General features: G+C 61.5%; 24 protein-coding genes and 1 other RNA gene. 8 read left to right on the top strand and 17 right to left on the bottom strand.

The window, feature by feature from the left end; genetic code table 11:
- Positions 1-4: 4 nt before the first annotated feature.
- The 14 genes from KVH01_RS00720 to rsmI all read right to left on the bottom strand — a co-directional run bounded on the left by KVH01_RS00720 (position 5) and on the right by rsmI (position 15,046).
- On the bottom strand, positions 5-961 hold the full coding sequence (locus tag KVH01_RS00720) for a D-alanine--D-alanine ligase (protein WP_217880114.1): 957 nt from the start codon (positions 959-961) through the stop codon (positions 5-7).
- On the bottom strand, positions 958-2,403 hold the full coding sequence (gene murC, locus KVH01_RS00715; protein WP_043050548.1) for a UDP-N-acetylmuramate--L-alanine ligase: 1,446 nt from the start codon (positions 2,401-2,403) through the stop codon (positions 958-960). Before murC ends, KVH01_RS00720 begins: the two co-directional genes overlap by 4 nt.
- Positions 2,396-3,466, bottom strand: coding sequence for an undecaprenyldiphospho-muramoylpentapeptide beta-N-acetylglucosaminyltransferase (gene murG, locus KVH01_RS00710; protein WP_046070965.1), 1,071 nt, complete (start codon positions 3,464-3,466; stop codon positions 2,396-2,398). The genes murC and murG overlap by 8 nt, the downstream gene beginning before the upstream one ends.
- Positions 3,456-4,679 (bottom strand): putative lipid II flippase FtsW, encoded by a 1,224-nt coding sequence (gene ftsW / locus KVH01_RS00705; protein ID WP_043050546.1) that lies wholly within the window; start codon positions 4,677-4,679, stop codon positions 3,456-3,458. Before ftsW ends, murG begins: the two co-directional genes overlap by 11 nt.
- Positions 4,676-6,022, bottom strand: a complete 1,347-nt coding sequence (gene murD, locus KVH01_RS00700) for a UDP-N-acetylmuramoyl-L-alanine--D-glutamate ligase (protein WP_217880113.1) — start codon at positions 6,020-6,022, stop codon at positions 4,676-4,678. Before murD ends, ftsW begins: the two co-directional genes overlap by 4 nt.
- Positions 6,023-6,028: 6 nt before the next feature.
- Positions 6,029-7,111 (bottom strand): phospho-N-acetylmuramoyl-pentapeptide-transferase, encoded by a 1,083-nt coding sequence (gene mraY / locus KVH01_RS00695; protein ID WP_004371987.1) that lies wholly within the window; start codon positions 7,109-7,111, stop codon positions 6,029-6,031.
- Complete coding sequence (locus KVH01_RS00690; RefSeq protein ID WP_217880112.1) at positions 7,111-8,481, bottom strand: UDP-N-acetylmuramoyl-tripeptide--D-alanyl-D-alanine ligase; 1,371 nt, start codon at positions 8,479-8,481, stop codon at positions 7,111-7,113. The genes mraY and KVH01_RS00690 overlap by 1 nt, the downstream gene beginning before the upstream one ends.
- Positions 8,474-9,937 (bottom strand): UDP-N-acetylmuramoyl-L-alanyl-D-glutamate--2,6-diaminopimelate ligase, encoded by a 1,464-nt coding sequence (locus tag KVH01_RS00685; protein ID WP_217880111.1) that lies wholly within the window; start codon positions 9,935-9,937, stop codon positions 8,474-8,476. The genes KVH01_RS00690 and KVH01_RS00685 overlap by 8 nt, the downstream gene beginning before the upstream one ends.
- Complete coding sequence (locus tag KVH01_RS00680; RefSeq protein ID WP_164486659.1) at positions 9,937-11,679, bottom strand: peptidoglycan D,D-transpeptidase FtsI family protein; 1,743 nt, start codon at positions 11,677-11,679, stop codon at positions 9,937-9,939. Before KVH01_RS00680 ends, KVH01_RS00685 begins: the two co-directional genes overlap by 1 nt.
- The gene (gene ftsL, locus KVH01_RS00675) at positions 11,679-11,972 is read right to left on the bottom strand and encodes a cell division protein FtsL (RefSeq protein WP_003188663.1); all 294 of its coding nucleotides are present in this window, start codon (positions 11,970-11,972) and stop codon (positions 11,679-11,681) included. The genes KVH01_RS00680 and ftsL overlap by 1 nt, the downstream gene beginning before the upstream one ends.
- Positions 11,969-12,916, bottom strand: coding sequence for a 16S rRNA (cytosine(1402)-N(4))-methyltransferase RsmH (gene rsmH / locus KVH01_RS00670; RefSeq protein ID WP_010213048.1), 948 nt, complete (start codon positions 12,914-12,916; stop codon positions 11,969-11,971). The genes ftsL and rsmH overlap by 4 nt, the downstream gene beginning before the upstream one ends.
- Entirely contained in the window at positions 12,913-13,368 is a 456-nt protein-coding gene (gene mraZ / locus KVH01_RS00665; protein ID WP_003171868.1) for a division/cell wall cluster transcriptional repressor MraZ, read from the bottom strand. The genes rsmH and mraZ overlap by 4 nt, the downstream gene beginning before the upstream one ends.
- Positions 13,369-13,723: 355 nt before the next feature.
- An RNA gene (gene rnpB / locus KVH01_RS00660) (RNase P RNA component class A) lies at positions 13,724-14,077 on the bottom strand.
- Between the two features lie 96 nt (positions 14,078-14,173).
- On the bottom strand, positions 14,174-15,046 hold the full coding sequence (gene rsmI / locus KVH01_RS00655; protein WP_217880110.1) for a 16S rRNA (cytidine(1402)-2'-O)-methyltransferase: 873 nt from the start codon (positions 15,044-15,046) through the stop codon (positions 14,174-14,176).
- A 209-nt stretch (positions 15,047-15,255) separates the two neighbouring features.
- On the opposite strand from rsmI, the gene KVH01_RS00650 reads away from it, so the two are divergent.
- The 4 genes from KVH01_RS00650 (at position 15,256) to KVH01_RS00635 (ending at position 18,703) form a co-directional block, all read left to right on the top strand.
- Positions 15,256-17,067: a penicillin-binding protein activator gene (locus KVH01_RS00650; RefSeq protein WP_217880109.1), complete on the top strand. Its 1,812-nt coding sequence runs from the start codon at positions 15,256-15,258 to the stop codon at positions 17,065-17,067.
- Positions 17,067-17,438, top strand: a complete 372-nt coding sequence (locus KVH01_RS00645) for a YraN family protein (protein ID WP_043050539.1) — start codon at positions 17,067-17,069, stop codon at positions 17,436-17,438. The genes KVH01_RS00650 and KVH01_RS00645 overlap by 1 nt, the downstream gene beginning before the upstream one ends.
- Positions 17,439-17,531: 93 nt before the next feature.
- Positions 17,532-18,125, top strand: coding sequence for a phosphoheptose isomerase (locus KVH01_RS00640; RefSeq protein WP_007904374.1), 594 nt, complete (start codon positions 17,532-17,534; stop codon positions 18,123-18,125).
- Positions 18,122-18,703 (top strand): BON domain-containing protein, encoded by a 582-nt coding sequence (locus KVH01_RS00635; protein ID WP_043050538.1) that lies wholly within the window; start codon positions 18,122-18,124, stop codon positions 18,701-18,703. The genes KVH01_RS00640 and KVH01_RS00635 overlap by 4 nt, the downstream gene beginning before the upstream one ends.
- Before the next feature lie 65 nt (positions 18,704-18,768).
- On the opposite strand, the gene KVH01_RS00630 is transcribed toward KVH01_RS00635, so the two are convergent.
- Together KVH01_RS00630 and KVH01_RS00625 are read right to left on the bottom strand one after the other, a co-directional pair.
- Positions 18,769-19,542: an OmpA family protein gene (locus KVH01_RS00630; RefSeq protein ID WP_046070956.1), complete on the bottom strand. Its 774-nt coding sequence runs from the start codon at positions 19,540-19,542 to the stop codon at positions 18,769-18,771.
- Positions 19,543-19,755: 213 nt separating this feature from the next.
- On the bottom strand, positions 19,756-20,400 hold the full coding sequence (locus KVH01_RS00625) for an MBL fold metallo-hydrolase (protein ID WP_217880108.1): 645 nt from the start codon (positions 20,398-20,400) through the stop codon (positions 19,756-19,758).
- 165 nt (positions 20,401-20,565) lie between these two features.
- Here KVH01_RS00625 and KVH01_RS00620 point away from each other — a divergent pair, with 165 nt between their 5' ends.
- Genes KVH01_RS00620 through KVH01_RS00605 form a run of 4 tightly spaced genes read left to right on the top strand, consistent with a single transcriptional unit; the run spans position 20,566 to position 24,002 of the window.
- Positions 20,566-21,159 carry a paraquat-inducible protein A gene (locus KVH01_RS00620; protein ID WP_043050535.1) on the top strand — a complete coding sequence of 198 codons (594 nt, stop codon included), beginning with the start codon at positions 20,566-20,568 and terminating at the stop codon, positions 21,157-21,159.
- Complete coding sequence (locus tag KVH01_RS00615; protein ID WP_217880107.1) at positions 21,156-21,800, top strand: paraquat-inducible protein A; 645 nt, start codon at positions 21,156-21,158, stop codon at positions 21,798-21,800. The genes KVH01_RS00620 and KVH01_RS00615 overlap by 4 nt, the downstream gene beginning before the upstream one ends.
- Positions 21,781-23,430 carry a PqiB family protein gene (locus tag KVH01_RS00610; protein WP_217880106.1) on the top strand — a complete coding sequence of 550 codons (1,650 nt, stop codon included), beginning with the start codon at positions 21,781-21,783 and terminating at the stop codon, positions 23,428-23,430. Before KVH01_RS00615 ends, KVH01_RS00610 begins: the two co-directional genes overlap by 20 nt.
- Positions 23,431-23,444: 14 nt before the next feature.
- Positions 23,445-24,002, top strand: coding sequence for a PqiC family protein (locus KVH01_RS00605; protein WP_217880593.1), 558 nt, complete (start codon positions 23,445-23,447; stop codon positions 24,000-24,002).
- 12 nt (positions 24,003-24,014) lie between these two features.
- Here the strand turns inward: KVH01_RS00605 and KVH01_RS00600 are convergent, their stop codons facing one another.
- Positions 24,015-26,744: a LuxR C-terminal-related transcriptional regulator gene (locus KVH01_RS00600; protein ID WP_217880105.1), complete on the bottom strand. Its 2,730-nt coding sequence runs from the start codon at positions 26,742-26,744 to the stop codon at positions 24,015-24,017.
- Positions 26,745-26,747: the final 3 nt, after the last annotated feature.

The following is a 26,747-nucleotide window of genomic DNA, read 5'->3' as shown; positions in this document are numbered from 1 at the left end:
GTGTTCAGCCTCTTGGCTCAATGCTGTCGGCCAGGATCGCCAGCACCAACTGCTGGAAGTCCAGGCCGGCGGCACGGGCTGCCATGGGAACCAGGCTGTGGTCGGTCATGCCCGGTGCAGTGTTGACTTCAAGGAACCAGAAATTCCCCTGGTCATCCTGCATCACGTCTGCCCGCGCCCAACCGGCGATACCCAGCGCCTCACAGGCTTTCGCCGTGAGGTCCATCAATTGCTGTTCCTTGCTTGCATCGAGGCCACACGGGATCCGGTACTGGGTATCGGAAGCCAGGTACTTGGCGTCGTAGTCATAAAAGGTGTGGGGCGTGCCCAATGCGATAGGCGGCAATACCTGGCCACGCAGGGTGGCGATGGTGTACTCGGGACCGGAAATCCACTGTTCCACCAACACTTGCGAATCGTAGGTACTTGCCGCTTTCCATGCGTCGATCAATTCGGCGGCCGAGTTCACTTTAGCCATGCCGATACTGGAGCCTTCATGGGCTGGTTTGACGATCAAAGGCAGGCCCAGTTCCTTGGCCGCAGAAATACAATCGTCTTCGCTGCACAGTACGGCGTGACGTGGCGTCGGAATACCCAGGCTGTGCCACACCTGCTTGGTGCGCAACTTGTCCATGGCCAGAGCCGAAGCCAGGATGCCGCTGCCGGTGTAAGGGATGCCGGCACATTCCAGCAAGCCCTGCATGCTGCCGTCTTCACCGCCACGGCCATGAAGAATGATGAAGGCGCGGTCGATTTTTTCGGCCTGCAGGCGGGGGAGAAAGTCATCGCCCACGTCGATACCGAAAGCGTTCACACCCGCACTTTGCAGCGCGTCGAGCACGGCATTGCCGGACTTGAGCGACACTTCGCGCTCAGCGCTCTTGCCGCCGAACAATACCGCCACGCGGCCGAAGTCGGCAGGCGCGATAGTGGAAAACAGGGAGCCGTAGTCAGTGGTCATTTCGACTTCCCCTTTGCTGCGGCAAACAGCGGACTCGCCAGCAATTTGGGCGCAAGGCCGCCAATATCGCCGGCACCCTGGCACAGCAGGATGTCGCCGGCACGCAACAGCGGCTTAACGATAGGCGCCAGGTCCACGCCACGCTCGATGTAGATAGGGTCCAACTGGCCACGCTGGCGGATGCTGTTGCACAACTTGCGGCTGTCGGCGCCCGGGATCGGTTCTTCACCGGCCGGGTAGACTTCCATCAACAGCAGCACGTTGGCATCGGCCAGTACATTGACGAAATCGTCGTACAGGTCGCGGGTGCGGCTGTAGCGGTGCGGCTGGTAGACCATCACCAGGCGGCGCTCCGGCCAGCCACCGCGCACGGCCTTGATCACAGCCGCGACTTCGGTCGGGTGATGACCATAGTCGTCCACCAGCATCACATCGCCGCCTTCAACCGGCAGCTGGCCATAGACCTGGAAGCGTCGTCCCACACCGGCAAAGCGCGACAGGCCCTCGACGATGGCTTCATCGCTGACGCCTTCGTCGGAAGCGATGCAGATGGTCGCCAGGGAGTTCAACACGTTGTGGTTGCCCGGCATGTTGACAGACACGTCCAGCGGCTCACGGTCTGGACGCAGCACGGTGAAAAAGGTCTGCATGCCTTCCTGGCGTACATTGATCGCACGCACGTCGGCATCTTCGCTGAAGCCATAGGTCACGGTCGGACGCTTGACCAACGGCAGGATTTCACGCACCACCGGGTCGTCCAGGCACACCACCGCCAAACCGTAGAACGGCAGGTTGTGCAGGAATTCGACGAAAGTTTTCTTCAACTTGTTGAAGTCGCCGTCGTAGGTCGCCATATGGTCGGCGTCGATGTTGGTGACGACGGCGACCAGCGGTTGCAGGTGCAGGAAGCTCGCGTCACTTTCATCGGCTTCGGCGATCAGGTAGCGGCTGGTGCCGAGCTGGGCATTGGTGCCAGCTGCATTCAGGCGGCCACCGATGACGAAGGTCGGGTCCAGGCCACCGGCGGCGAACACCGAGGCGATCAGGCTGGTGGTGGTGGTTTTGCCATGAGTACCGGCGACGGCGATGCCGTGGCGGTAACGCATCAGCTCGGCGAGCATCTCGGCACGCGGCACCACTGGAATACGGCGCTCAAGGGCAGTGGCCACTTCCGGGTTGGAGGTGTTCACGGCGCTGGAAACCACCAATACATCGGCCTCGGCTGCGTTCTCGGCACGGTGACCGATAAAGATCTGCGCGCCAAACGACTTAAGACGATCGGTGACCGGCGACTCTTTCAAGTCCGAGCCGGACACCTGGTACCCCAGGTTCAGCAACACTTCGGCAATCCCGCACATGCCCACGCCGCCGATACCGACGAAGTGGATACGGCGGATGCGGCGCATCTCGGGTTGCGGCATGGCTTTCTGATTCTCAACCATGGGCCACCTCCAGGCAGATATCCACCACCGTGCGGGTTGCGTCAGGTTTGGCCAGGCGGCTTGCGGTGCTCGCCATGCTGTTGAGTCGTTCCGGTTGCATCAAAACCTCGGTCAGGCGTGCGGCCAAATCGGCGGCGCCGGTCGTTCTTTGCGGCAGCAGGAAGGCAGCGCCCTCCCCGGCCAAATATTCGGCGTTGCGGGTCTGGTGATCGTCGATGGCGTGGGGCAAAGGCACCAGCAAGGACGGCAGACCGGCGGCGGCCAGTTCACTGACGGTCAGCGCACCAGCGCGGCAGACCACCAGGTCGGCCCAGCCATAGGCTTGGGCCATGTCTTTGATGAAGGGCTGCACATTCGCTTCCACACCGGCCTCGCGATAACGCGTCGCGGTGACTTCATCGTGATGCTTGCCCGCCTGATGGAAGATCTCCGGGCGCAACTGCACAGGCAACTGCGCCACTGCTTCGGGCAACAGTTTGTTCAACGGTTCGGCGCCCAGGCTTCCGCCCAGGATCAGCAGGTGCGCCTTGCGCCCGGCCAGCGCATCACGCGCAATGGCCATGAACAGCTCGGTACGCACCGGGTTGCCGGTGGTGCGAAGCTTGTCGGAGGCGGCGAAGGTTTTCGGGAAGGCTTCACACACCCGCGAGGCCAATGGCACCAGCAGGCGGTTGGCGGTCCCGGCGACGGCGTTCTGTTCGTGCACGATCACCGGTACACCGGCGAGCTTCGCGGCGACGCCGCCCGGGCCGGTCACGTAACCACCAAAGCCAAGCACACACACAGGCTTCAATTCACGAATGACCTTGCGTGCCTGCCACACAGCTTTGAGCAATACGAACGGTGCCTTGAGCAGGGACAGCTTGCCCTTGCCGCGCAGACCGGTGACGTTGATTAAATGCAGGGGCAAGCCGGCACTCGGCACCAACTCGTTCTCGATGCCACGGGGCGTACCCAGCCAGTGCACGGTGTAGCCGCGGCTTTGGAATTCACGCGCGCAGGCCAGGGCCGGGAACACGTGGCCCCCGGTGCCGCCCGCCATGATCAGCACGTTAGCGCCCATGGGTCGGCTCCTCGGCAAAGTCGCTTTCGCTGAACTCCATCTCTTCGCTGCCCAGGTGGGTCCGGCTCTCCCACTCGATACGCAGCAACAAGCCAAGACAGGCGCAGCAGATCACCAACGAACTGCCGCCGTAACTGAGGAACGGCAACGTCAGGCCCTTGGTCGGCAGCAGGCCGACGTTCACACCGATGTTGATCAGGAACTGGCCGATCCACAGGAACGACAAGCCATAGGCCACATAGGCGGCGAAATACTGTTTGGCCCGCTCGGCCCACAAGCCGATGTACATGCCGCGCACACACACAAACACGAACAGCGCCACGGTGCACAGCGAGCCGACCACGCCAAGCTCTTCGGCCAATACCGAGAACACAAAGTCGGTGTGCGCTTCCGGTAGGTAGAACTGCTTCTGCACACTGTTGCCCAGGCCCACGCCCAGCCACTCGCCGCGACCGAAGGCGATCAGCGCCTGGGTCAGTTGGTAGCCGGAACCGAACTGGTCGGACCAGGGATCGGTAAAGGTGATCAAGCGCGCCATCCGGTAGGGTTGTGCCTGTACCAGAATCGTCACCGCAGCCACCGCCAGCACCACCATCAAGGTGAAACGGAACAGGCCGACGCCGCCGAGGAACAGCATCGCCGCCGCCGCTCCCATCATCACCACGGTGGCGCCGAAGTCCGGTTCCATCAGCAACAGGCCGGCCATGGGCAGCAGCACGATGAAAGGCTTGAAGAAGCCCATCCAGCTTTCGCGTACTTCTTTCTGGCGTCGCACCAGATAGCCGGCGAGGTAGATCACCACGAACACCTTGGCGATTTCCGAGGGCTGCACGTTGAACGCGCCGAAGCCGATCCAGCGCATCGAGCCGTTCACCTCGCGACCGATACCGGGCACGATCACCATCACCAGCAAGCCAAATGCACCGATCAGCATCAGCCAACCCAGGCGCTGCCAGGTGGCGATGGGGATCATCATGGTGACGATGCATGCGCCGAGGCCGATCACCAGGTAAACCAGGTGACGGATCATCATGTACAGGGTATTGCCCGACTGCACGGCGGCCACTTCGGAGGATGCCGAAGTGATCATCACCAGGCCCAGGCCAAGCAGCGCCAGGCAACCGGCGAGCATCGGGAAATCAAGGTCGACACCACGCCCGGTGATGATCGGCGACGGGTACGGCTTGATGATGTTGCGCAAGTTGATGTTCATGCCAAGGCCTCCACGGCGCGAGCGAACAGCTGGCCGCGCTCTTCGTAGTTCTTGAACATGTCGAAACTGGCACATGCGGGCGACAGCAACACCGCGTCACCCGGCTGGGCCAACGCCTGGCACTGGGCAATGGCGTCGTCCAGGGAGGTAGCACGTACTTGCGGCACGCCATCGCCGAGGGCGGCGCCGATCAAATCCGAATCACGGCCCATCAGCACCACGGCACGGCAATGTGCAGCCACCGGGCCTTTAAGATCCTTGAAGTCGGCGCCCTTGCCATCGCCACCTGCGATCAACACCAGCTTGCCGTCTATATCCGCCCCCAGCCCCTCGATGGCCGCCAGAGCGGCACCGACGTTGGTGGCTTTGGAATCGTTGTAATAGCTGACGCCATTGAGGTCGCGTACCCACTGGCAGCGATGCTCGAGCCCGGCAAACGTGCGCAGGCTGGCGAGCATGGCGTCGAACGGCAAGCCGACGGCATGCCCGAGCGCCAAGGCCGCCAGGGCATTGGACTGGTTATGGGCGCCGCGGATTTTCAGCTCGCGCACCGGCATCAGGTTCTGGAATTCGAAGGCCAGGTATTTCTCGCCGTTCTCTTCGCGAATGCCGAAGCCTTTGAAATCAGGCTTGCCCAGGCCGAAGGTCCAGCATGGCAGGCCCTCGCCCATCAGCGGACGGCTCAAGGCATCCTGACGGTTGACCACCACTTGACGGGCGCCACGGAAGATCCGGTGCTTGGCCAGGTGATAAGCCGGCAGGCCACTGTAGCGGTCCATGTGGTCTTCGCTGACGTTCAGCACGGTAGCCACTTCGGCGCCGAGGTCGTGGGTGGTTTCCAACTGGAAGCTCGAGAGTTCCATCACGTAAAGCTCGACGTCGTCGCTGAGCAGGTCCAGCGCCGGCACGCCGAGATTGCCGCCCACGGCCACACGTTTGCCGGCCGCAGCCGCCATCTCGCCAACCAGGGTGGTCACGGTGCTTTTCGCGTTGGAGCCACTGATGGCCACGATCGGCGCCTTCGCGTTACGCGCGAACAGGTCGACATCGCCGGACAGCTTAACGCCACGGGCCGCAGCGGCTTGCAGGGCCGGTGTCGCCAGGGCCAGGCCGGGGCTCACGTAGAGCTCATCGGCACGGCACAGAAACTCGACATCCAACTCGCCACAACGCACTTCCACGTGCGGGTAGTCACGGCGCAGCGTGACCAGCTCCGGTGGATTTTCCCGCGTATCAGCCACGGCAAACGACGTGCCCCGGTTCGCCAGGAAGCGAACCAGGGACATGCCGCTCTTGCCGAGGCCGACAACGATGCGGAAGTGGTCTGAAGCGATCAGGGTCACTCGTTTCTACCTCAGTTTCAGGGTGGCAAGGCCAACCAGTACCAGAATCACAGTGATGATCCAGAAGCGGACAATCACGCGTGGCTCGGGCCAGCCCTTGAGTTCAAAGTGGTGGTGAATCGGCGCCATGCGGAACACACGACGCCCGGTCAATTTGAAGGACGCCACCTGGATGACCACCGACAGGGTTTCCATCACGAACACACCGCCCATGATGAACAGCACGATTTCCTGGCGGACGATCACCGCGATGGTGCCCAGGGCTGCGCCCAGCGCCAGTGCGCCGACGTCGCCCATGAAGACTTGTGCGGGGTAGGTGTTGAACCACAGGAACCCCAGGCCGGCGCCGATCAGCGCGCCGCAGAACACGATCAACTCACCCGCGCCCGGTACATAAGGAATCAGCAGGTATTCAGCGAATTTCACGTTACCCGACAGGTAGCAGAAGATGCCGAGCGCGCCGCCGACCATCACCGTCGGCATGATCGCCAGGCCGTCGAGGCCGTCAGTCAGGTTGACCGCATTGCTGGAGCCGACGATCACGAAGTAGGTCAGCACCACGAAGCCGATGCCCAGGGGAATGCTGGCGTCCTTGAGCATCGGGATGATCAGGGTGGTCTCGACTGCACTCGGGGCGGTGGTGTAGAGGAAGATCGCCGCGGCCAGACCGAACACCGATTGCCAGAAATACTTCCAGCGGCTTGGCAGCCCCTTGGAGTTTTTCTCGATCACCTTGCGGTAGTCATCGACCCAGCCGATGGCGCCGAACAACAGGGTCACCAGCAGCACCACCCACACGTAGCGGTTGTGCAGGTCAGCCCAGAGCAATGTGCTGATGCCGATGGACGACAGGATCAACGCACCGCCCATGGTCGGGGTGCCGGACTTGGACAGGTGCGACTGCGGGCCGTCATTGCGAACCGATTGACCAATTTGCAGGTTCTGCAGGGTGCGGATCATCCACGGCCCCAGGAACAGTGACAAACACAACGCAGTCAGCACACCCAGGATCCCGCGCAGGGTCAGGTACTGAAAGACCGCGAAGCCTTTGTGGAACTGTTGCAGATACTCAGCCAGCAGCAGCAGCATTAATGTTTCTCCGTACTTGAGCCACACAAGGCTGCGACGACGTTTTCCATCACCGCGCTGCGCGATCCCTTGATCAAAATGGTTGTGTGTTTGTCGTGTTCAGTCGCGGCCAGCGCCTGGATCAATTCAGCCTGCGTCGCGAAATGCCGCGCGCCGGGACCGAATGCGCTAACGGCGTGCGCCATGTTCGGGCCGACCGCGTAGAGCGCGTCGACCTTGGCGGCGGCGTAAGTGCCGACTTCGCGGTGGGACTGCTCTGCCCAGTCGCCCAGCTCGGCGATATCGCCCAGCACCAGTACCTTGCGACCGTCGAAGCCCTTGAGCAGGTCGATGGCGGCGCAAACGGAAGACTGGTTGGCGTTGTAGGTGTCATCAATCACGCGCATGCCGTTGCTGGCCAGTTGCGCCACGGTACGACCCTTGACCGGCTGCACCGCGCCCAGGCCCGTTGCAATACCAAACAGCGACACGCCCAGCGCGTGGGCTGCGGCGGCGGCGGCCAGGGCGTTGGCGACGTTATGGTTGCCCAGCAGGTTCAACTGCACGTGCCCGTCACCTTGCGGGGTGTGCAAGGTAAAGGACGGGCAACCACGAGCGTCGACACGGATGTCGGAGGCATGGAAATCGGCGGCCGCATTCAGCACCGCAAACGTCAGCACCTTGCGACCGGTGGCGCGTACACGCCAGGTCTCGAAAGCCTTGTCGTCCAGGTTAAGTACGGCAGTGCCCGCGGCGTCGAGGCCTTCGAGGATTTCGCCCTTGGCTTCGACAATTTTTTCCGGGCCGCCGAATTCGCCGACATGGGCGGTACCGGCGTTGTTGATGATTGCAACGTGGGGCTTGGTCAGCGCCACGGTGTAGGCGATTTCGCCAATACGCGAAGCGCCCAGCTCGATCACGGCCGCCGTATGTTCCGGGGCCAGTTCAAGCAGGGTCAGCGGTGCGCCGAAGTCATTGTTCAGGTTGCCACGGGTGGCGAGTACCGGCCCGCGCGTGCGCAGGACACCGGCGAGCAATTCCTTGACCGTGGTCTTGCCGCTGGAGCCGGTGATGGCCGCTACCGGTTTACCGAAGGCGGCACGGTTGAGCGCACCCAATTGGCCCAAGGCCAAGCGGGTATCGGCAACCAGCAGTTGCGGCAAAGTGGAGTCTGCCACTTCGCGCTGCACCAAGGCGCCGACGGCACCCTTGGAGGCGACTTCATTGAGGTAGTCGTGACCATCAAAACGCGGGCCTGCCAGCGCGACAAACAATTGCCCAGGCTGGATATTGCGGCTGTCGATACTGACGCCGGTGAACGTGCAGTCGTTCGACAGTACACGGGCAGACAGGGCCTGGGCCAGTTCGCTGAACTTCATCGCCTTAAGCATGGGCAGCCTCCCAGGCGGTCAGGGCGCGGTCGGCCTCGGCCAGATCGGAGAAGGCATGACGTTCGCCGTTGATTTCCTGATAGTCCTCGTGGCCTTTGCCCGCCAGGACCACCACGTCGTCAACGCCGGCGCTGGCAATCAACTGGGCAATGGCGGCGCCGCGGCCGGCAACGAAAGTGGCCTTGGCGGCATCTTTGAAGCCGACACGGATGTCGTCAAAAATCTGGCTCGGGTCTTCGCTGCGTGGGTTATCGTCGGTGACGACTACGCCATCGGCCAGACGCTCGACGATCTCGGCCATCAACGGACGCTTGCCGCGATCACGGTCACCACCGCAGCCGAACAGGCAGAGCAATTTGCCCTTGGCGTGCGGGCGCAAGGCTTCGAGGACTTTTTCCAAGGCATCCGGGGTATGGGCGTAATCGACCACCACCAATGGCTGCGTGCCGCCACCCAGGCGCTGCATGCGGCCAGCCGGGCCTTCCAGCTTCGGCAGCACGCGCAGGATTTCATCCAGGGCGTAATCCAGGCCCAGCAACGCGCCGATGGCGGCGAGCAGGTTGCTCAGGTTGAAACGCCCGAGCAGGGTGCTGCGCAAATGGTGCTCGCCCTGGGGCGTGACCAAGGTGGCGCGCACGCCTTCGTCATTGAACTGGGCTTCACGGCAGAACAGGTACGCGCTGGGGTCCTGCAGGCTATAGCTGATCAGGCGCGCTTCGCTGTCTTCGCCAGCCAGTTGGCGACCGAATGCGTCGTCGAGGTTGACCACCCGACATTGCAAGTCATTCCAGGCAAACAACTTGGCCTTGGCGGCGGCGTACGCCTCCATGGTGCCATGGTAGTCGAGGTGGTCGCGGGACAGGTTGGTCATCACCGCCACGTCAAAGGCCAGGGCGGTAACTCGCCCCTGCTCCAGGCCGTGGGATGAGACTTCCATGGCAACCGCCTTGGCACCCGCCTTTTTCAGGTCAGCCAAAGTTGCTTGCACGGCAATCGGATTCGGTGTGGTGTGCAGGCCGCTTTGCAGCGCACCATAAAAGCCCGTGCCCAGGGTGCCGATAATGCCGCAGTGCTGACCCAACAGATCAAGGGCTTGGGCGACCAATTGGGTCACGCTGGTCTTGCCATTGGTGCCGGTCACCCCCACCAGGTTGAGCTGGCGGCTCGGGTCACCGTAGAAACGCCCGGCGATATCGGACAACTGCGCAGCGAGGCCCTTGACCGGGATCAACGGCACGTCGGTGATCGGCAGCACGGTGGCGCCTTCCACTTCATAGGCCACGGCAGCCGCACCGCGTTGCAGGGCATCGGCAATGTGCGCACGACCGTCGAGCTTGCCGCCGGGCACCGCCAGGAACAGGTCACCGGCGCGTACATTACGGCTGTCCAGGCTCAACTCGCGAATCAGCAGATCGCGGCCGGCATGGGCAAAAATCTTGTTCAGGCTCAGAGACATCAGCCGCGCCCTCCATTGGCTTTTACAGCAGCGGCCGGTGGCCCGGCATTGGCTTGTTGGGTCGGCGGCAAGTTATCCGGCGTGATGTTCATCAGGCGCAGGGTGCCGGACATCACTTTGCTGAACACCGGTGCCGAAACCAGGCCACCGAAGTAGCCGGCTTTACTCGGCTCGTCGATCACGACAACGATGGCATAGCGCGGATCGCTCATCGGGCCAAAGCCGGCGAACAGCGAACGATAGGAGTTTTCGGCGTAGCCCTTGGTACCCACCGAGGTCTTGCGTGCAGTACCGGACTTGCCTGCCACGTGATAAGCCGGCACCTGGGCACGGAATACGCCACGCGGTGCTTCGATCACTTGTTGCAGCATGCCCTGGATGGTCTTGGCGACGTTCTCGGGCATGACTTGGGTGGCTTGCGGCGGTTCGTCGACATGGATCAGGCTCAGCGGAACCATGCGGCCGTTATTGGCCAATACCGAGAACGCGTGGGCCAGTTGGATCGCAGTCACCGACAAGCCGTAGCCGTAGGAAAGCGTGGCCGTCTCGGCCTTTCTCCATTCGCGGTAGTTCGGCAGGTTGCCGACGCGTTCACCCGGAAAGTTGAGGCCGGTGGGTTGCCCCAGGCCGATTTTTTGTGCCAGGCGATAGATGGCCTCGCCGCCGATATCGAAGGCAACCTTGCTCATGCCGACGTTACTGGAGTTGATCAGGATACCGGTCAAATCCAGGATCGGGCCTTCGCTGCGGGACACGTCACGAATGGTGTACTTGCCCAATTGCAGCGTGCCTGGATACACCTCGACCTTGTCACTGGGTTTCCAGCGCCCGGTTTCCAGGGCAGCGCTCATGGAGATGGCTTTCATGGTCGAACCCGGTTCGAACACGTCGATCATTGCGCGGTTACGCATCATCGCCGGCTGCAGGTTGCGACGGTTGTTCGGGTTGTAGGTCGGCTGGTTGACCATGGCAAGGATCTCGCCAGTCTTCACATCCATGATCACCAGGCTGCCGGCCTTGGCGCCGTTCTCCATGATCGCATTACGCAGTTCACGGTTGGCCAGGTATTGCAGGCGCAGGTCAATCGACAACGCCAAGGGCTTGCCGGCCTTGGCGTTCTTGGTGACCTGGACATCCTTGATCAATCTGCCGCGCCGATCCTTGATGACCTGGCGCTTGCCGGGCACACCGGCCAGCCATTCGTCATAGGCCAGTTCCACGCCTTCGCGGCCGTGGTCGTCGATATCGGTAAAGCCCACCATGTGCGCGGTGGTTTCACCGGCTGGGTAGAAACGCCGAAATTCCTCGATGCCATAGACACCGGGGATTTTGAGATCGAGCACTTGCTGGCCTTGCTCAGGGGTAAGCCCTCGAACCAGGTAGATGAATTCTTTATTGGCCTGGGCTTCCAGGCGCTCGGTCAGAGCCTTGCGGTCTTGCCCCAGGGCAGCGGCCAGTTCAGGCCACTTGTCCTTGGCGACCTGCAGTTCCTTGGCATTGGCCCACAGGGTGGTCACCGGAGTACTGACGGCCAGGGGCTCGCCGTTACGGTCGGTGATCAGGCCACGGTGCGCGGGAATCGGGATATGTCGCAGGCTTCGAGCATCACCCTGGCCGATCAGGAAGTCACGATCGACCACCTGCAGGTCGAAGATACGCCAGACGATCGCGCCCACCATCAATGCCAGCAAGCCAAGCATCAGGCGGAAGCGCCATGGGTAGAGTGCGCCTTCAAGTTTCATCATGGCGCCACCATGCGGACTTCGGCCGCGCCAGGGATGTGCATCTTCAACTGTTCGGTGGCCAGCACTTCGATACGGCTGTGGGCCGTCCAGGTGCTTTGCTCGAGGATCAACCGGCCCCACTCCGCCTGCGCTTTATCACGCACGCTCAATTCCCCGTACAGGGTATTGAGCAACTGGCGGTTCCAATGGGCGCTGTAGGACACCGCAATCGCGGACACCAGCACGCCGACAAACAGCAGCAACATAAAGAAGCTGCCGCCCGGGAGGGGCTTGGCGAAAAGCTTGCTCACCGCAGCTTCTCCGCGACGCGCATGACGGCGCTACGGGAACGTGGGTTGGCCTTGAGCTCCGCTTCGGAAGCGAACTGCGCTTTGCCATGGATTTTGATTTTCGGCACAAAGGCTTCGAAACGCACCGGCAGGTTGCGCGGCAGGTTGTCGGACTCGCCCTTGACCAGACGACGCATGAACAATTTGACGATGCGGTCTTCCAGGGAGTGGAAGCTGATCACCACCAGGCGACCGCCCACTTCCAGAGCCTCCAGTGCGGCTTCGAGACCGGCTTCCAGATCACCCAGTTCATTGTTGACGTGAATGCGCAAGCCTTGGAACGCACGGGTTGCCGGGTTCTTGCCCTTCTCCCAGGCCGGGTTGGCAACCTTGAGCACTTCGGCAAGGTCAGCGGTGCGTTCGAACGGCTGGATCTCGCGACGCTCGACCACGGCACGAGCCATGCGGCCGGCGAAGCGTTCTTCACCGTATTCCTTGAATACGCGGGCGATTTCTTCCACCGGCGCGGTGGCAATGAACTGTGCGGCACTGACTCCACGAGTGGGGTCCATGCGCATGTCTAGGGGGCCGTCGTTCATGAAGCTGAAGCCGCGCTCCGGGTCGTCGAGCTGGGGCGAAGACACGCCCAGGTCGAGCAAAACCCCGGCCACCTTGCCCGCCATGCCGCGCTCGGCGACTTCGGCACCCAACTCGGCAAAGCTGCGTTGCACAACGACAAAGCGGCCGTCTTCGGCCGCTAGCGCTTGCCCGGTCGCAATCGCTTGAGGGTCTTTGTCGAACCCGAGCAGCTTACCATCGGGCCCGAGCTGGCTGAGTATCAACCGGCTGTGCCCGCCCCTGCCAAAGGTGCCGTCCAAATAGCAGCCATCCGCGCGTACGGCGAGAGCCTCGACGGCTTCGTCAAGCAGTACGGTGATGTGGTTAAAGCCGCTATCAATAGTCACAGGATCAAATCACGCAGTTCATCAGGCATGGCGCCCGGTTGTTGAATAGCAGCCAGGTCTGCTGCAGAAACAGCATCCCAGGCATCTTCGTCCCACAATTGGAACTTGTTCAGTTGGCCCACCAGCATTGCGCGCTTGTCGAGCTTGGCGTACTCGCGCAGACGCGGTGGCACCAGGAAACGACCGCTGCCATCGAGCTCAAGGTCGACGGCATTACCGATCAGCAAACGCTGGAGGCGGCGGTTTTCTTCACGCAATGAAGGCAGTGCGCGCAACTTGGTTTCAATCAACTCCCACTCATCGAGGGGGTAAACACACAAACAAGGGTCAACGGCGTCAATCGTGATGATCAACTGGCCTGAACTTCGCGAAATGAGCTCGTCACGATACCGGCTCGGCATGGCGAGACGGCCTTTTGCATCGAGACTGATAGCGTTAGCTCCGCGAAACACAGATGCGTTTCTCCAAATTTTAGCGTTTTACGTTCAAAAAACCCACTTTGTGCCACTTTCCGCCACTTGCGCACACTATAGGAATGCGCCTACCACACCGTCAAGGCGCGTATTCAAGGAAAAGCCTTACAGAACGGAGATTTAGGAAGGTAAAAGGAGGAGAAACGAGAGTTTGACGATGTTTTTGACTCAACAACGGCAAATAGCTCATAGAGCTACGACCTAAAGTTAAAGTAATTTATTAAGAGTAAGATTTTTTTGGTATTACGAAGATGCATCTGCCAATGATTTGGCAGGGAGGGATTCTTGCGTTACTACCGGGTTTGCGCACGAGATTCGAACGCAAGGAAAAAAGGTGGAGAGTCGATCTGTAAGCCGGGTTCTGTCTTGAACAGTCATTCGTCTACGATGGCCATCACTGGACATCTTTAGCAACCTACCCGGTCCCAGCGCGGGCCACGCCTTGGGACCCTATTTGGTCTTGCTCCAAGTGGGGTTTACCTAGCCACGAACTGTTGCCAGTCGTGCGGTGCGCTCTTACCGCACCTTTTCACCCTTACCGGCACCGAAGTGCTTAGGCGGTTATTTTCTGTGGCACTTTCCGTAGGCTCACGCCTCCCAGGCATTACCTGGCACTTCGCCCTATGGAGCCCGGACTTTCCTCCCCCCCCTAATTTTCATAGAGGGCAGCGACTGTCCAATCGACTCTCCGCCGCGCAGGTTAACGGCACGGCGGCCTCAGGACAAGTATTAAAAGTACCGCGGTGCCATCACGTTCAGACGCAATACAGGTTCGCCCCCGGAACTATTCGGCTTTCTGCTTATCCAGCGCCACCTGGTACAACACATTTTTGCGCACCCCGGTAATTTCGGCCGCCAAGGCCGCGGCACGCTTGAGCGGCATTTCCTTGAGCAGCAAATCGAGGATGCGCATCGCCTCGCTCCCCACCGCATCTTCATTTTCCGGCGCCGTCCACCCCGCCACCAGCACCACGCACTCACCGCGCTGCTGATTGCTGTCGCCTTCGACAAATGCGCGAAGCTCTTCCAGCGGTAAGCCCTTGAGGGTCTCAAAGGTCTTGGTCAGCTCCCGGGCCAACAGCGCCAGGCGCTCACCGCCAAACACCAGCTCCATGTCCTGCAGGCATTCCAGGATACGGTGCGGGGCTTCGTAGAAGATAAGAGTGCGCGGCTCTTCCTTCAACGTTTGCAGGCGCGCACGACGCCCCACCGCCTTGGCCGGCAAGAAGCCTTCAAAGATAAAGCGGTCCGATGGCAGCCCGGCGGCAGATAATGCAGCGATCAGCGCGCAGGCTCCCGGAACAGGCACTACATTGATACCTGCGGCGCGTGCCTGGCGAACCAAGTGATAACCCGGATCGGAAATCAAGGGCGTACCCGCATCGGAGATCAATGCCACGTCATCGCCGGCCAGCAGGCGCGTGATGAAACGGCTGCCTTCTTCACGCTCGTTGTGCTCGTGGCATGCCGCTAATGGCGTGCTGATTCCAAAATGCTGCATCAACCGCTGGGAGTGCCGCGTGTCTTCGGCCGCGACCAATTTAACCTCGCGCAACACTTTCAGCGCCCGCGCACTGATGTCGTCCAGGTTGCCAATGGGCGTCGCCACGACAAAAAGCGAGCCTGCAGTGGAATTCAATGGACCTGGAGCAGTCAAAACGCACACCTCGATGGTTGGCAAAAGCAATATTGTAGCGCGTAGACGCCTTGAAAATATGCCATCACTGTGGATGTCGATTCAGCCACTATTAGTTGATCGCAACATTTGCACGACCTAAATCGATTGTTTCACGCCACTAACGTCGCGCCTGGGCCAGTGCTTGGGTACACTTCCACGCTAATTTGATCGGTATCAGGAACACTTACATGATCGCTTGCCTGCGGCTGCTCTCCGCCCTCTGCCTCGCTGCCTTGCTGGCCGCTTGCGCCAGCTCGCCCTCGTCCAGCCTTGGCGACCTTCCACGGACTCCGGATGCCAGTATCGAGCAACTGCTCGAACAGGCAACGAACGCCAAGACGCCAGAAAAGGCCGCCATGCTGCGCCTGAGTGCGGCTGATCTGGCCTACCAGCAGAACAACCCTGCACGCTCGTCGCAGATTCTTGCGCAGGTGCCCCTGGATGTCCTGAAACCGGCCGCTCAAGTATTCGCCAGCACCCTGGCCGCCGAACTGGCAATGACGCGCAACCAGCCCAAGGCGGCATTGGCGGCGCTGAACCACCCCAGCCTGCAAAGCCTGAAGGAGCTGCCGGCAGACCAGCAGGTCCGCACCGGCACCGTGCATGCCCGCGCCTATGAAGCCGATGGCCAGACCCTCGCCGCTGCTCGCGAGCGGGTGGCCATGGCGCCGCTGCTCACCGGGGATGCCGCTGCAAGCAACCACGAAGCCATCTGGGCATTGATTGCCGCGCTGCCGGCCGACCAACTGCAAGCCACCGGCAACCCGACGCTGGACGGCTGGATTACCCTGGCCCAGGCGGTCAAGGGCGCCGGCACCCTGGAGCAACAGCAGACGGCCATCGATACCTGGCGCACACAGAACCCCGGCCACCCGGCCGCGGTGCAACTGCCCACGCCGCTGACCAAACTCAAGGAACTGGCCAGCCAGCCCTTGAACAAGATTGCCGTGCTGCTACCACAGGAGGGCCCGTTGGCTTCGGTCGGCAAGGCGCTGCGCGAAGGCTTCATGGCCGCTCACTATCAGGCCGAGCAGGCCGGGCAGAAGGCGCCGGTCATTGAGTTCTACGACAGCTCGCGCATGACCTCCCTCGACGACTTCTACGCCAAGGCCCAGGCCGCCGGCGTGCAATTGGTGGTTGGCCCGCTGGAAAAACCACTGGTCAAGCAGCTCAGTGCACGCCCGCAATTGCCGATCACTACCCTGGCGCTGAACTACAGCGAGACCGATCAAGGCCCGGCCCAACTGTTCCAGTTCGGCCTGGCCGCTGAAGACGAAGCCCGTGAAGTGTCGCGTCGTGCCCGCGCCGATGGCCTGCATCGCGCCGCCGCCATGGTGCCCCGTGGCGAATGGGGCGAGCGTGTCTACAAGGCCTTCCGCCAGGATTGGGAAGCCAATGGCGGCACCGTCATGGGTGTCGAATATGTCGATCAGCCCGTGGCACTGGCCCAGCAGATCGCCGATCTGTTTCAGTTGCGCAAAAGTGAAGGCCGTGCCAAGAGCCTGCAAAGCACGGTCGGCACCGACGTTGCCGCCCAGCCTTCGCGTCGCCAGGACATCGAGTTCATCTTCCTGGCCGTCACCCCGCAACTGGCCCAGCAGATCAAGCCGACCCTGAACTTCCAGTACGCCGGTGATGTGCCGGTCTACGCGACCTCCCACGTATTCAGCGCCAGCGGTGACCGCAACCAGTACCTGGACATGACCAACGTGATGTTCTGCGAAACCCCTTGGCTGCTTAATACCACCGACCCGCTGCGCAATCAGGTTGCCGCACAATGGCCACAGGCCAATGGCAGCCTGGGTCGCCTGTACGCGATGGGCGTCGATGCCTACCGCCTGGCGCCACGCCTGGGCCAGCTCAAGGCGCTGCCGGACACCCGTTTCGACGGCCTCTCGGGCAACCTGGGCATCAGCGCCAACCAGCGCGTAGATCGCCAGATGCCATGGGCGAAATTCGTCGGCGGCGACATCCAGCGCCTTCCAGATACCCCGCGCTGATGCCCGAGCGGTCCAGCGCACAAAGCGGCAAGGATGCCGAACGCCAGGCACTGAAATACCTGCAACAACAGGGTCTGCGCCTTTTGGCGCAAAACTGGTTGTGTAAACGCGGCGAGCTTGATCTGGTCATGCTTGACGGCGATACAGTAGTATTTGTCGAAGTCCGCTATAGAAAACACGCACAATGGGGTGGCGCGCTCGCCAGTATCGACGGGCGCAAGCGTCAGAAGCTGATACTCGCTGCGCAGTTCTTCCTGCAAAAAGAGCATCGCTGGGCTGACAGCCCCTGCCGTTTCGATGTGGTAGCCATGGAAAGCACACCGTCGGGTCCCGCTGATTTGAACTGGCTCAAGAATGCCTTCGACAGCTGACCCACCCGGCACCTTCACCCCACACTTTTGCTCTTTGCTTTGCGGGCTGCACATTACCTGTGCCAAACAGCCGCGCTACTTAAGGTCACACAGATGGACATGCAATCCCGAATTCGCCAGCTTTTCCAGGCCAGCATCGACACCAAGCAACAGGCGATGGACGTACTTGCACCGCACATCGAGCAAGCCAGTCAGGTCATGGTCAACGCCCTGCTCAACGAAGGCAAAATGCTTTCGTGCGGCAACGGTGGTTCGGCTGGCGATGCCCAGCATTTTTCTTCCGAGCTGCTCAATCGCTTTGAGCGTGAGCGCCCGAGCCTGCCGGCCATTGCCTTGACCACCGATTCGTCGACGATCACCTCGATCGCCAACGACTACAGCTACAACGAAATCTTCTCCAAGCAGATCCGCGCCCTCGGCCAACCGGGCGATGTGTTGTTGGCGATTTCCACCAGCGGCAACTCGGCGAATATTATTCAAGCGATCCAGGCCGCACATGATCGCGAAATGATTGTCGTAGCCTTGACCGGACGCGACGGCGGCGGCATGGCTTCGCTGCTGTTGCCCGAGGACGTGGAGATTCGCGTCCCGGCCAATGTCACTGCACGCATCCAGGAAGTCCACCTGCTGGCGATCCACTGCCTGTGCGATCTGATCGACAGCCAACTGTTCGGGAGTGAAGAATGACCGTTAACCGCCTCAGCCTTATGGCCATTACGCTGTGCCTAGCCATCAGCGGCTGCAGCTCGGCAATCACCGCTACACGGGACACCCCCATCCAGGACGACAGGGGCACGCGCACATTCGGCAGCACCATCGATGATTCGCTGATCGAAACCAAGGTCAAGGTCAACGTCGCCAAGGCCGCCACCGACCTGGGCAACGGCGCATCGCGCATCGTGGTGACCAGTTTCAACGGTGTCGTCCTGCTGGCAGGGCAAACACCCCGCGCCGACCTCAAGGCCCAGGCCGAGCAAGCCGCCGCGGGGGTGCAGCGGGTCAAGAAGGTCCACAACGAGTTGCAGGTCATGGACCCGATCACCCTGCTGGCCATCAGCAACGATGCCTTGCTGACCACCAAGATCAAGGCGCAGATGCTCACCGACAGCGCAGTGCCGGGCTCGCGGATCAAGATCGTCACCGATAACGGCATCGTCTACATGATGGGCCTGCTGACCCAGGCCGAAGCCACCCGTGCCGCCAACCTGGTGCAGGGTGTGTCCGGTGTTCAGAAGATCGTCAAGGTGTTCGAGTACATCGATTGATGTAGAGGGCCACAAAAAAGGGCGCCGTGCATTGACTGCACGGCGCCCTTTTTAGTGAGCAGGGTTTATTGGTACTGCTGGTATGGATTGCCCTGGAACTGGTTGTTCTGCTGTGGCACCTGCTGTTGCTGGCCCGGCTGACCGTACTGCTGGCCGGGGATAGGGCCGAGGTTGACCTCTACGCGACGGTTCTGGGCACGGCCATTCACGTCGGAGTTGCTGGCAATCGGGTTATCCGGGCCGGCACCGCGGGCGCTCAGGTTGGCAGCGCTGACACCCTGGGAAGTCAGGTAGTTGGCCACGCTCTGGGCACGACGCTGTGACAGGTCCATGTTCAACTGGCGGCTGCCGGTGCTATCGGTGTAGCCGACGATCTGGATGGTGTTCTGGTTGAACTGCTTGAGGGAGTTCGCCAGGTTGTTCAGCGGCTGGTAGAAGCTGCTGGAGATAGCGTCCGAGTTGGTGGCGAAGGTAATGTTGCCCGGCATGATCAGCTTGATCTGGTCGCCCTGGCGCTGCACTTCGACCCCGGTGTTGGCCATGCTTTCGCGCAGCTTTTTCTCCTGCTGGTCGGCGTAGTAGCCATAACCAGCGGCACCGGCACCCGCGACGACTGCGCCAATCAGCGCGCCCTTGCCACGGTTGTTATGGTCGATGGCCGCACCAGCCAACGCGCCGGCCAGCGCACCCAGGCCTCCGTACTTGGCGGTCTTGCTCATACCGCTTTCGGAACCATTGCTGGCCTGTCCCTGGCTGCCGTCATATGGATTAGGTGAAGCGCAGCCAGACAACAGGGCTACGGCAGTAGCGACAACAAGCAGACGACGCGGAGTAAACATGAAGGGAAGCTCCTACTTTTGCATTCTGAGATGCAGAGGACATTGGCAATGGACCTGTGCCGAGTTTGGAACACGACCAGCGGTAAAAATTCCGTGGTCGCCGCCCATGCTGTAACAAAAGTTTAGCCAATGTCACCGCTACAGGAACCGTAGCAGATGCAGGCAGAAAACGACCTGGGTTTTTACTGCAGCGCTTGTCAGACTCATCGACCATCAAGCGCGCACGAAGGGATTTTCCCGCATCTCGTCGCCCAGGCAGGTGTCCGGCCCATGACCGGTGACCACCGTCGCGCCTTCGTCCAGCGTATACAGGCGCTGCTTGATCGAACGCACGATTGTCGCCTGGTCGCCGCCCCATAAATCGGTGCGCCCCACGCCGCGCCGGAACAAGGTGTCACCGGCAATCAGCAACTTGGCATCGGCAAACCAGAAACTCATCGAACCCGGCGTGTGCCCTGGTGTGTGCAAAGCCACGCCACAACCGCAGGCCAGTTCCTCGTCATCTTCCAGCCAGCGGTCCGGCGACGGCACCGGGACATAGGGCACGCGAAACATCTGGCACTGCATTTCCAGGTTATCCCAGAGGAATTGATCTTCTTTATGCAGGTGCAGCGTCGCGCCGGTCTTCTCCTTCAACTGCCCGGAGGCCAGGAAGTGATCCAGATGGGCATGGGTGTGGATAATGCTCACCACCTGGAGGCCCAGGGCATCTAGACGCGCCAGGATCAACTCAGGGTTGCCGCCCGGGTCGACCACAATGGCTTTTTTGCTGATCGGGTCACCGATGATGGTGCAGTTGCACTGCAACGGGCCGACGGGGAAAGTTTCGCGGATCAACGGGCTTTTCTGGTTGTGCATGGGGGTGTTCCTGCAAGCTCTATGGCATTCCAGACACAGTATGGTTGACCTTGCCCCAGATCTGGAAGGCATCGAATTTGCGTTGCATCAGATGCTAAGCTACTCAAGCGCCATCGAACCCAGCAACAGCCAGGACCGCAGCGTGTCGCGTTTGGAGCAAGACGTATGGCGAATCAACAACAGGTCATCTGCGAACACTGCGACTGCGTGTACGAAAAAGTCACGCTCGCCAAACATCAAACCGCCCTGTGCGTACGCTGCGCGGGCGTACTGCAGCGCCATAACGGCCTGACGGTGCAACAACGCCTGGCCCTGACGGTAACCGCAGCGGTGTTGTGGACTTTCGCCAACTTTTACCCGGTGATGAGCATCAGTCTGCAGGGCTTGAAAAACAGCGCGACGCTCTGGGATTCGGTGGTGGCGTTGAGCCTGGGGCCGATCACGTTTATTGCGTTGGTGGCGGCGATTTCCATCATCATCGCGCCGGTGTTTCAACTGCTGTTGCTGATCTGGGTATTGAGCTTCGCCCTGGCCGGCCGGCGCTCGCCGGCGTTCAAGCTGTGCATGCGCTGGCTGGAAGCCCTCAGACCCTGGAGCATGCTGGAAGTCTGCCTGCTGGGCGCGATGGTCGCGGTGTTCAAGCTGGCCGGTATGCTGGATGTGATTCCCGGCACCGGCCTGTTTGCCCTGGCCGCCCTCAGCCTGTTGCTGATCCGCATTGCCGGGCGCGATGTGCGCGACCTGTGGGACACCGTATGAATTCACCGCCCACTGCCCGCGAGCTCAACCTGTGCCTGTGCCACACCTGCGGCCAGGCCTGCGACATGCTTCAAGAGCCCACCGAGTGCGACCGCTGCGGCGCGCCCCTGCACCGGCGCAAGGTTCAGTCCCTGACCCGAACCTGGGCCTATATGCTCACCGCCCTCGCCTTTTATGTACCGGCCAATTTACTGCCGGTGATGAACACCACCATGCTCGGCTCGGGGGCAGACAGCACCATCATGAGCGGTGTGCTGGAATTCTGGCAGCATGGCGCCTGGGACATTGCCCTGATCATTTTCATCGCCAGCATCGCGGTGCCGGGCATCAAGTTCTTGTCGCTGGGGCTGCTGCTGGTCACCGTGCAGCGCAATAGCCAATGGGCGCGCAAGGAACGCTCGAAGCTGTTTCGGTTTATCGAACTGATCGGCTATTGGTCGATGCTCGATGTGATCGTGGTCGCCCTGGTGGCCGCGCTGGTGAAGTTTCAAGCCCTGGGCACGATAGAACCGCGCCTGGGCATTCTGTTTTTTGGCCTGGTGGTCGTGTTTACGATGCTCGCGGCCATGAGTTTTGATCCCCGGCTAATCTGGGAAAATCCACATAACGAGGAGACCTCGGATGAGCTCATCCAAGGCTGATACCCCTGCGGGGCAACCTGCGATCAAGACGCGTCGCTTCAGTGTCTCGCTGGTCTGGATCGTGCCGATTGTCGCCGTGCTGGTGGGGATCTCGCTGGTGATTCACAGCGTCATGCAACAAGGGCCGACCATCGTCCTCAATTTCAAGACCGGCAGCGGGCTGGTTGCCAACAAAACCGAGGTCAAATACCGCAACGTGGTGATCGGCCAGGTAACCGCCGTGGCCCTGAGCGATGACCAGAAAAGCGTCAACGCCACCGTCGAGCTGGTCAAACAGGCCGAAAGCTTCACACGCGAAGATTCCAAATTCTGGGTGGTGCGCCCGCGCATTGGCGCGGGCGGCGTGTCGGGCATCGACACGTTATTGTCCGGCGACTACATCGGCGCAGACATCGGCCAATCCGAGACCCGCGCCAAACAGTTCACGGGTCTGGAAAATCCGCCGCCCATCACCTACGGCGAGCCAGGCAAGCGCTTTACCCTGCATACCCAGGGCCTGGGGTCGCTGGATATCGGCTCCCCGGTCTATTACCGCAAAATCCCCGTGGGCCAGGTGGTGGCCTATGAGCTGGACAGCGAAGGCAAGGGCGTGAATATCGAAATTTTCGTGCATGCGCCCAATGACCTGTATGTCACCGAGAACACCCGCTTCTGGAATGCCAGCGGTATCGATTTGAGCGTCGGCGCCAATGGCTTTGCGTTGAAGACCGAATCCGTGTCGTCCATGTTGATGGGCGGGATCTCCTTCCAGGCCCCACCCTACAACCCCAACGACAAGCCAGCCGAGGAAAACCGCGGTTTTGAATTGTTCGAAGACCAGCAAAGCGCCCTCGCCCCGCCCAATGGCAAGGGGCAATACATGGTCCTGCGCTTTGACCAGGCTCTGCGCGGGTTGAAAGTCGGCGCGCCGGTGGAGTTCCTCGGCGTCGAGTTCGGTAAAGTGGTGTCGATCAACCTGGATTTCGATACGAAGAAACGCAGCTTCCCGGTGAATGTCGGCATCGTGATCTATCCGCAACTGCTCGGCGAAGCCCACACCAAACTGCTCAAGGCCATGAACAATAACCCTGACGATGAGGCGGCCGGCGTGCGCCTGATCGGCAGCTTCATCGAAAACGGCCTGCGCGCCCAGGCTCGCAGCGGTAACTTGCTGACCGGCCAGTTGTACATTGCCCTGGACTTCTACCCCAAAGCCGAGAAAGTCGCCTTTGACCCCAACCAACGTCCGGTTGGCATTCCCACGATCCCCGGCAACCTCGAACAGTTGCAGGAGAAGCTCGAAGGCATCGTCAACAAGCTCAGCCAACTGCCTGTCGAGCGCATCGCCGGCAACCTCGACGCCAGCCTGGTCGAACTGCGCAAGGGGCTGGCGCAATTCAACGCCAAGACGCTGCCGGGTGTTCAGACGACACTGGCCGACGTGAGCAAGACCCTCCAATCAGCCAGCTCTACCCTGGCCGAAGACTCGCCGCAGCGTGAACAACTGACCCAGACCCTGGATGAACTGGGGCGGATGTCGCGCTCTTTGCGCGAACTCTCGGATTACCTTGGCCGGCATCCGGAGTCGCTGATTCGCGGTCGTCCCGATAACGCCGCGCCGACCGACCTGCAAGGACCACCGCGCAAATGACCATTGGAGCCGCCATGACGCTGCCGTTGAAGATCACGCTGCTGACCTCCCTGCTGCTGCTCGCAGCGTGTCGCAGTGAACCCATTGCCTTCCACACCCTGACCCCGGCGCACTGGAGCAACAGCTCACGAGCGGATGCCGGCGGCGTGCGCATTGACAGCATCAGTGTGCCGCCCCAGGTTGACCGCGCCCAGATAGTGGTGCGCCAGGGCGACAGTGGGTTGGCGATTCTTGAAACCCAGTGGTGGGCTGCCAGCCTCGCCGACGAACTGAGGAGCGCGTTGGTGGATCAGTTGGCCAACAGCAATCCGCAGCAGGCTGTGGCTTTGCGCGTTGAAGTACAGCGTTTTGACTCGGTTCCCGGGCAGTACGCGTTGCTCGACGTGCGCTGGCGCCTGCGGCAGGTCAACGGCGATCGCCCGGCCTTGACCTGCCGCAGCACCTTGCAGTCACCTGCAGGGCCGAGCATCGACGAGCTGGTGTTGGCGCACCAGAACAACCTCAAGCGTTTCGCGGCGTTGGTCAATCAGACGGTCGACACATCACTCAAAGGCTGCCCTGCTGCGCAATAAACGGCGATGCACTCAGGCCAGCAAACCCATGGACTTGGCTCGCGCCACCGCCTGGGTTCGACGCTCCACGCCGAGCTTGCTGTTGATATGGCTGGCGTGGGTCTTCACCGTGTGCAGGGAGATAAACAGCTGGTTGCTGATTTCCTGGTTTGAACAGCCTTGGGCAATCAGTTGCAGCACCGCCAGTTCCCGCGTGCTCAGTGTTTCTTGATGAGGCGAGGCCTCGACCACACGGGCTTGAGGCAGCAGCGCCAGCAAGCTCTGGTTCAGCAGGCCATGGGGTTCCTTGCCCAACTGCTCGCGCATCCAGTCCGGGTAACCTTCCAGCAACCGCTGAAACGGCTGTAGCGCGCCGCCCGCACCAGCTTCAAGTGCGCGAGCCAATACCGTCCTGGCCTTGGCCTCCTGACCACACTCCAGCAGGAGCTGTGCCTGCTGGGTCAGGGCCATCAGGGCAATCATCTGGCGCCCACTGTCATGGGCCTGTTGCGCCAGTCTTTCGAGACGTTGCAGGGCAATGTCGGGCTGATGGCGCGCGGCATCCAGGGCAGCTTGTTGCAGCTCGATATGCTGTGGCAGGTGCGGATGAAACTCCGGAGCGGCCGCGGCGTGCTCACCGTTGTAGGTCTGCCCGAGCCGGGTCAGCCAGGCATCGGCCAAGTCAGTGCGCCCCTGGGCCAGCCACAATTCGCATTTGATCAGGGTGATCATCGCCAGATAGTAGATCGGCGGCACGTCCCAGATATGCATCAAGCGCTCGGCTTCGGCCAGCTCGGCAAAGGCATTGGAAAAATCGCCGCGCCGGCCTTCGAAGTTGGCGATCACGCAATGCCCGATCAGCACGCTGATGTCCCGGCAAACGCGGGCTTCGGCCAAGCCGGCGCGCAAGCGCACAAGGCCGGCTTCGGGTTGGTAACGCGCCAGCAGCAGGTAGCCTTCATAGAGCGACAACCGCGCGCGCACGGCGTACAGCCGTTGGGGCGCCAGGCCGTGCAGGCGCTCCAGGCCCTGGCGTACTTCGTCCAGGGAGCGCAGGATCTCGCCCCGCGCCTGCAGCACCCGGGCCCGGTCGTAATGAGCCAAAGCTTCAAATAGTGGGTTACCGACGCGCTGCGCCAGTTCCAGGGATTCGCGGTTCAGGCCCCGGGCGCGCCACAGGTCGGCATCGACTATGGCCAGGTTGGACAGGGTCGACAGGCACATCAGGCGCTGGCCGTAGCGCTTTTGCGGCAGGCTTTCCAACGCCTCGTTGCAATAGCGCTGGGTCAGCTCGCGGTCCCCGCGCCCACGGGCAATGATCCCGCTCAGTGCCAGCCATTGGGCCAGCATGGATTTCTGCGCGGTGGCCGATGGCGCCGGCAGGAAGCGGCTGAGGTAGCTGGACAGCTCCTGCGCCGCATCCAATTGGCACGCCAGCCCCAGTGCCCAGCTATACAGCACGATCAAGCGCGGTGTGCTGATCAGCAGGCTGTCGGGCAAGTCCATCTTCCAGCGCAGCAGCATGCCGACATTCTGCTCCGCCAACAGCTGCTCTTCGGACAGGTTCTGCACCAGGTTCGCCGCCACATCCAGATGACCGGCCCGCAGCGCCTGCTCCACCGCTTCGTCGATCAACCCCTGGGCGTTGAACCAACGGCAGGCGCGCAAGTGCAAGCTGGCCGGCGGCAAGGTCGCGCTCTTCTCGCGGCGGGTACGTAGGAGGTCCGAAAACAGATGGTGATAACGGTACCAATGGCCTTGCTCATCCAGAGGTACCAGAAATACCTGGTGAGCCTGCAGATAACGCAGGATTTCTGCGCTGTCATGGGCTTCGCGCACTGCGTCGCACAACTCGCTGCAAAAGCGCTCCTGGGAGGCCGTGTCGTAGAGGAACCCTTGCACCTCCACGGGCAGGCAATCGATGACTTCTTCGAGTAAATAATCGCGAATCAGCCCTTCGCCACCGTGCAGGCTCTGGGGCAAGGCGCCGTCACTGCCAGCTTCGGAGGCCGCCAGCAGCCAGAAGCGCAGGCCGGCGACCCAACCCTCGCTACGGCGGATCAAGTTTTCCAACGCCTCGCCGCGCAACGCACTGCTGTGCCCATCCAGCACGGCCAGGGATTCGTCATGGGTCAGGCGCAGGTCTTGCTCATGCAGTTCCAGCAAGTGCCGCGACAGGCGCAGGCGCGCCAGGTGCCAGTCGGGGCGCTGCCGACTGGTAACCAGTACCACCAGGCCATCGGGCAAATGATTGAGGAAAAACTGCAGGCAGCGGTCCAGCACCGGGCCCTGGGCCAGGTGGTAGTCATCCAGCACCAGCAGTAAAGGCGAACGCATGGACAGGTGCACCGCCAGCTCGTCGAGCAGGCCATCGAGCCACTCTTCAAAGGCAAAGGGTTGATGGCGCTGGCGCATTTTCAGCAAGCCCAGGGATTGGGCACCCAGTTGTGGGAAATATCGCTGCAAGCCATCCAGCAGTCGCTCCAGGAAGCGGCCGGGGTCGTTGTCCCGGAGGCTGAGGCCCAGCCACAGGCTTTGCCAATGGGCCGGCAGGCCCTGGCAGAACTCCACCGCCAACGAACTCTTGCCGAACCCCGCAGGGGCGCAGACCAGCAACAGTCGCCCGTCCAGGCCGGCATTCAGGCGTTCGCACAGGCGCGGGCGCAGCACGTAGCCGTCAGGTAGCGGGGGCCTGTAGAAACGGCCTTCCAGGGTCGGCATCACCACGCTGGCAGGCCCTTGGATTCGGGACAGATCAGTCATCGC

Source organism: Pseudomonas khavaziana (assembly GCF_019145205.1).
Taxonomy (GTDB): Bacteria; Pseudomonadota; Gammaproteobacteria; order Pseudomonadales; family Pseudomonadaceae; genus Aquipseudomonas; species Aquipseudomonas khavaziana.
This window is presented reverse-complemented; position numbering and strand designations above follow the sequence as displayed.

What these genes read in the sequence shown, in the direction of transcription:
- KVH01_RS00720 (WP_217880114.1), bottom strand. Translation starts at nt 961, where the DNA reads ATGACCACTGACTACGGCTCCCTGTTTTCCACTATCGCGCCTGCCGAC.
- murC (WP_043050548.1), bottom strand. Translation starts at nt 2,403, where the DNA reads ATGGTTGAGAATCAGAAAGCCATGCCGCAACCCGAGATGCGCCGCATC.
- murG (WP_046070965.1), bottom strand. Translation starts at nt 3,466, where the DNA reads ATGGGCGCTAACGTGCTGATCATGGCGGGCGGCACCGGGGGCCACGTG.
- ftsW (WP_043050546.1), bottom strand. Translation starts at nt 4,679, where the DNA reads ATGAACATCAACTTGCGCAACATCATCAAGCCGTACCCGTCGCCGATC.
- mraY (WP_004371987.1), bottom strand. Translation starts at nt 7,111, where the DNA reads ATGCTGCTGCTGCTGGCTGAGTATCTGCAACAGTTCCACAAAGGCTTC.
- KVH01_RS00690 (WP_217880112.1), bottom strand. Translation starts at nt 8,481, where the DNA reads ATGCTTAAGGCGATGAAGTTCAGCGAACTGGCCCAGGCCCTGTCTGCC.
- KVH01_RS00685 (WP_217880111.1), bottom strand. Translation starts at nt 9,937, where the DNA reads ATGTCTCTGAGCCTGAACAAGATTTTTGCCCATGCCGGCCGCGATCTG.
- KVH01_RS00680 (WP_164486659.1), bottom strand. Translation starts at nt 11,679, where the DNA reads ATGAAACTTGAAGGCGCACTCTACCCATGGCGCTTCCGCCTGATGCTT.
- KVH01_RS00650 (WP_217880109.1), top strand. Translation starts at nt 15,256, where the DNA reads ATGATCGCTTGCCTGCGGCTGCTCTCCGCCCTCTGCCTCGCTGCCTTG.
- KVH01_RS00645 (WP_043050539.1), top strand. Translation starts at nt 17,067, where the DNA reads ATGCCCGAGCGGTCCAGCGCACAAAGCGGCAAGGATGCCGAACGCCAG.
- KVH01_RS00640 (WP_007904374.1), top strand. Translation starts at nt 17,532, where the DNA reads ATGGACATGCAATCCCGAATTCGCCAGCTTTTCCAGGCCAGCATCGAC.
- KVH01_RS00635 (WP_043050538.1), top strand. Translation starts at nt 18,122, where the DNA reads ATGACCGTTAACCGCCTCAGCCTTATGGCCATTACGCTGTGCCTAGCC.
- KVH01_RS00630 (WP_046070956.1), bottom strand. Translation starts at nt 19,542, where the DNA reads ATGTTTACTCCGCGTCGTCTGCTTGTTGTCGCTACTGCCGTAGCCCTG.
- KVH01_RS00625 (WP_217880108.1), bottom strand. Translation starts at nt 20,400, where the DNA reads ATGCACAACCAGAAAAGCCCGTTGATCCGCGAAACTTTCCCCGTCGGC.
- KVH01_RS00620 (WP_043050535.1), top strand. Translation starts at nt 20,566, where the DNA reads ATGGCGAATCAACAACAGGTCATCTGCGAACACTGCGACTGCGTGTAC.
- KVH01_RS00615 (WP_217880107.1), top strand. Translation starts at nt 21,156, where the DNA reads ATGAATTCACCGCCCACTGCCCGCGAGCTCAACCTGTGCCTGTGCCAC.
- KVH01_RS00610 (WP_217880106.1), top strand. Translation starts at nt 21,781, where the DNA reads ATGAGCTCATCCAAGGCTGATACCCCTGCGGGGCAACCTGCGATCAAG.
- KVH01_RS00605 (WP_217880593.1), top strand. Translation starts at nt 23,445, where the DNA reads ATGACGCTGCCGTTGAAGATCACGCTGCTGACCTCCCTGCTGCTGCTC.
- KVH01_RS00600 (WP_217880105.1), bottom strand. Translation starts at nt 26,744, where the DNA reads ATGACTGATCTGTCCCGAATCCAAGGGCCTGCCAGCGTGGTGATGCCG.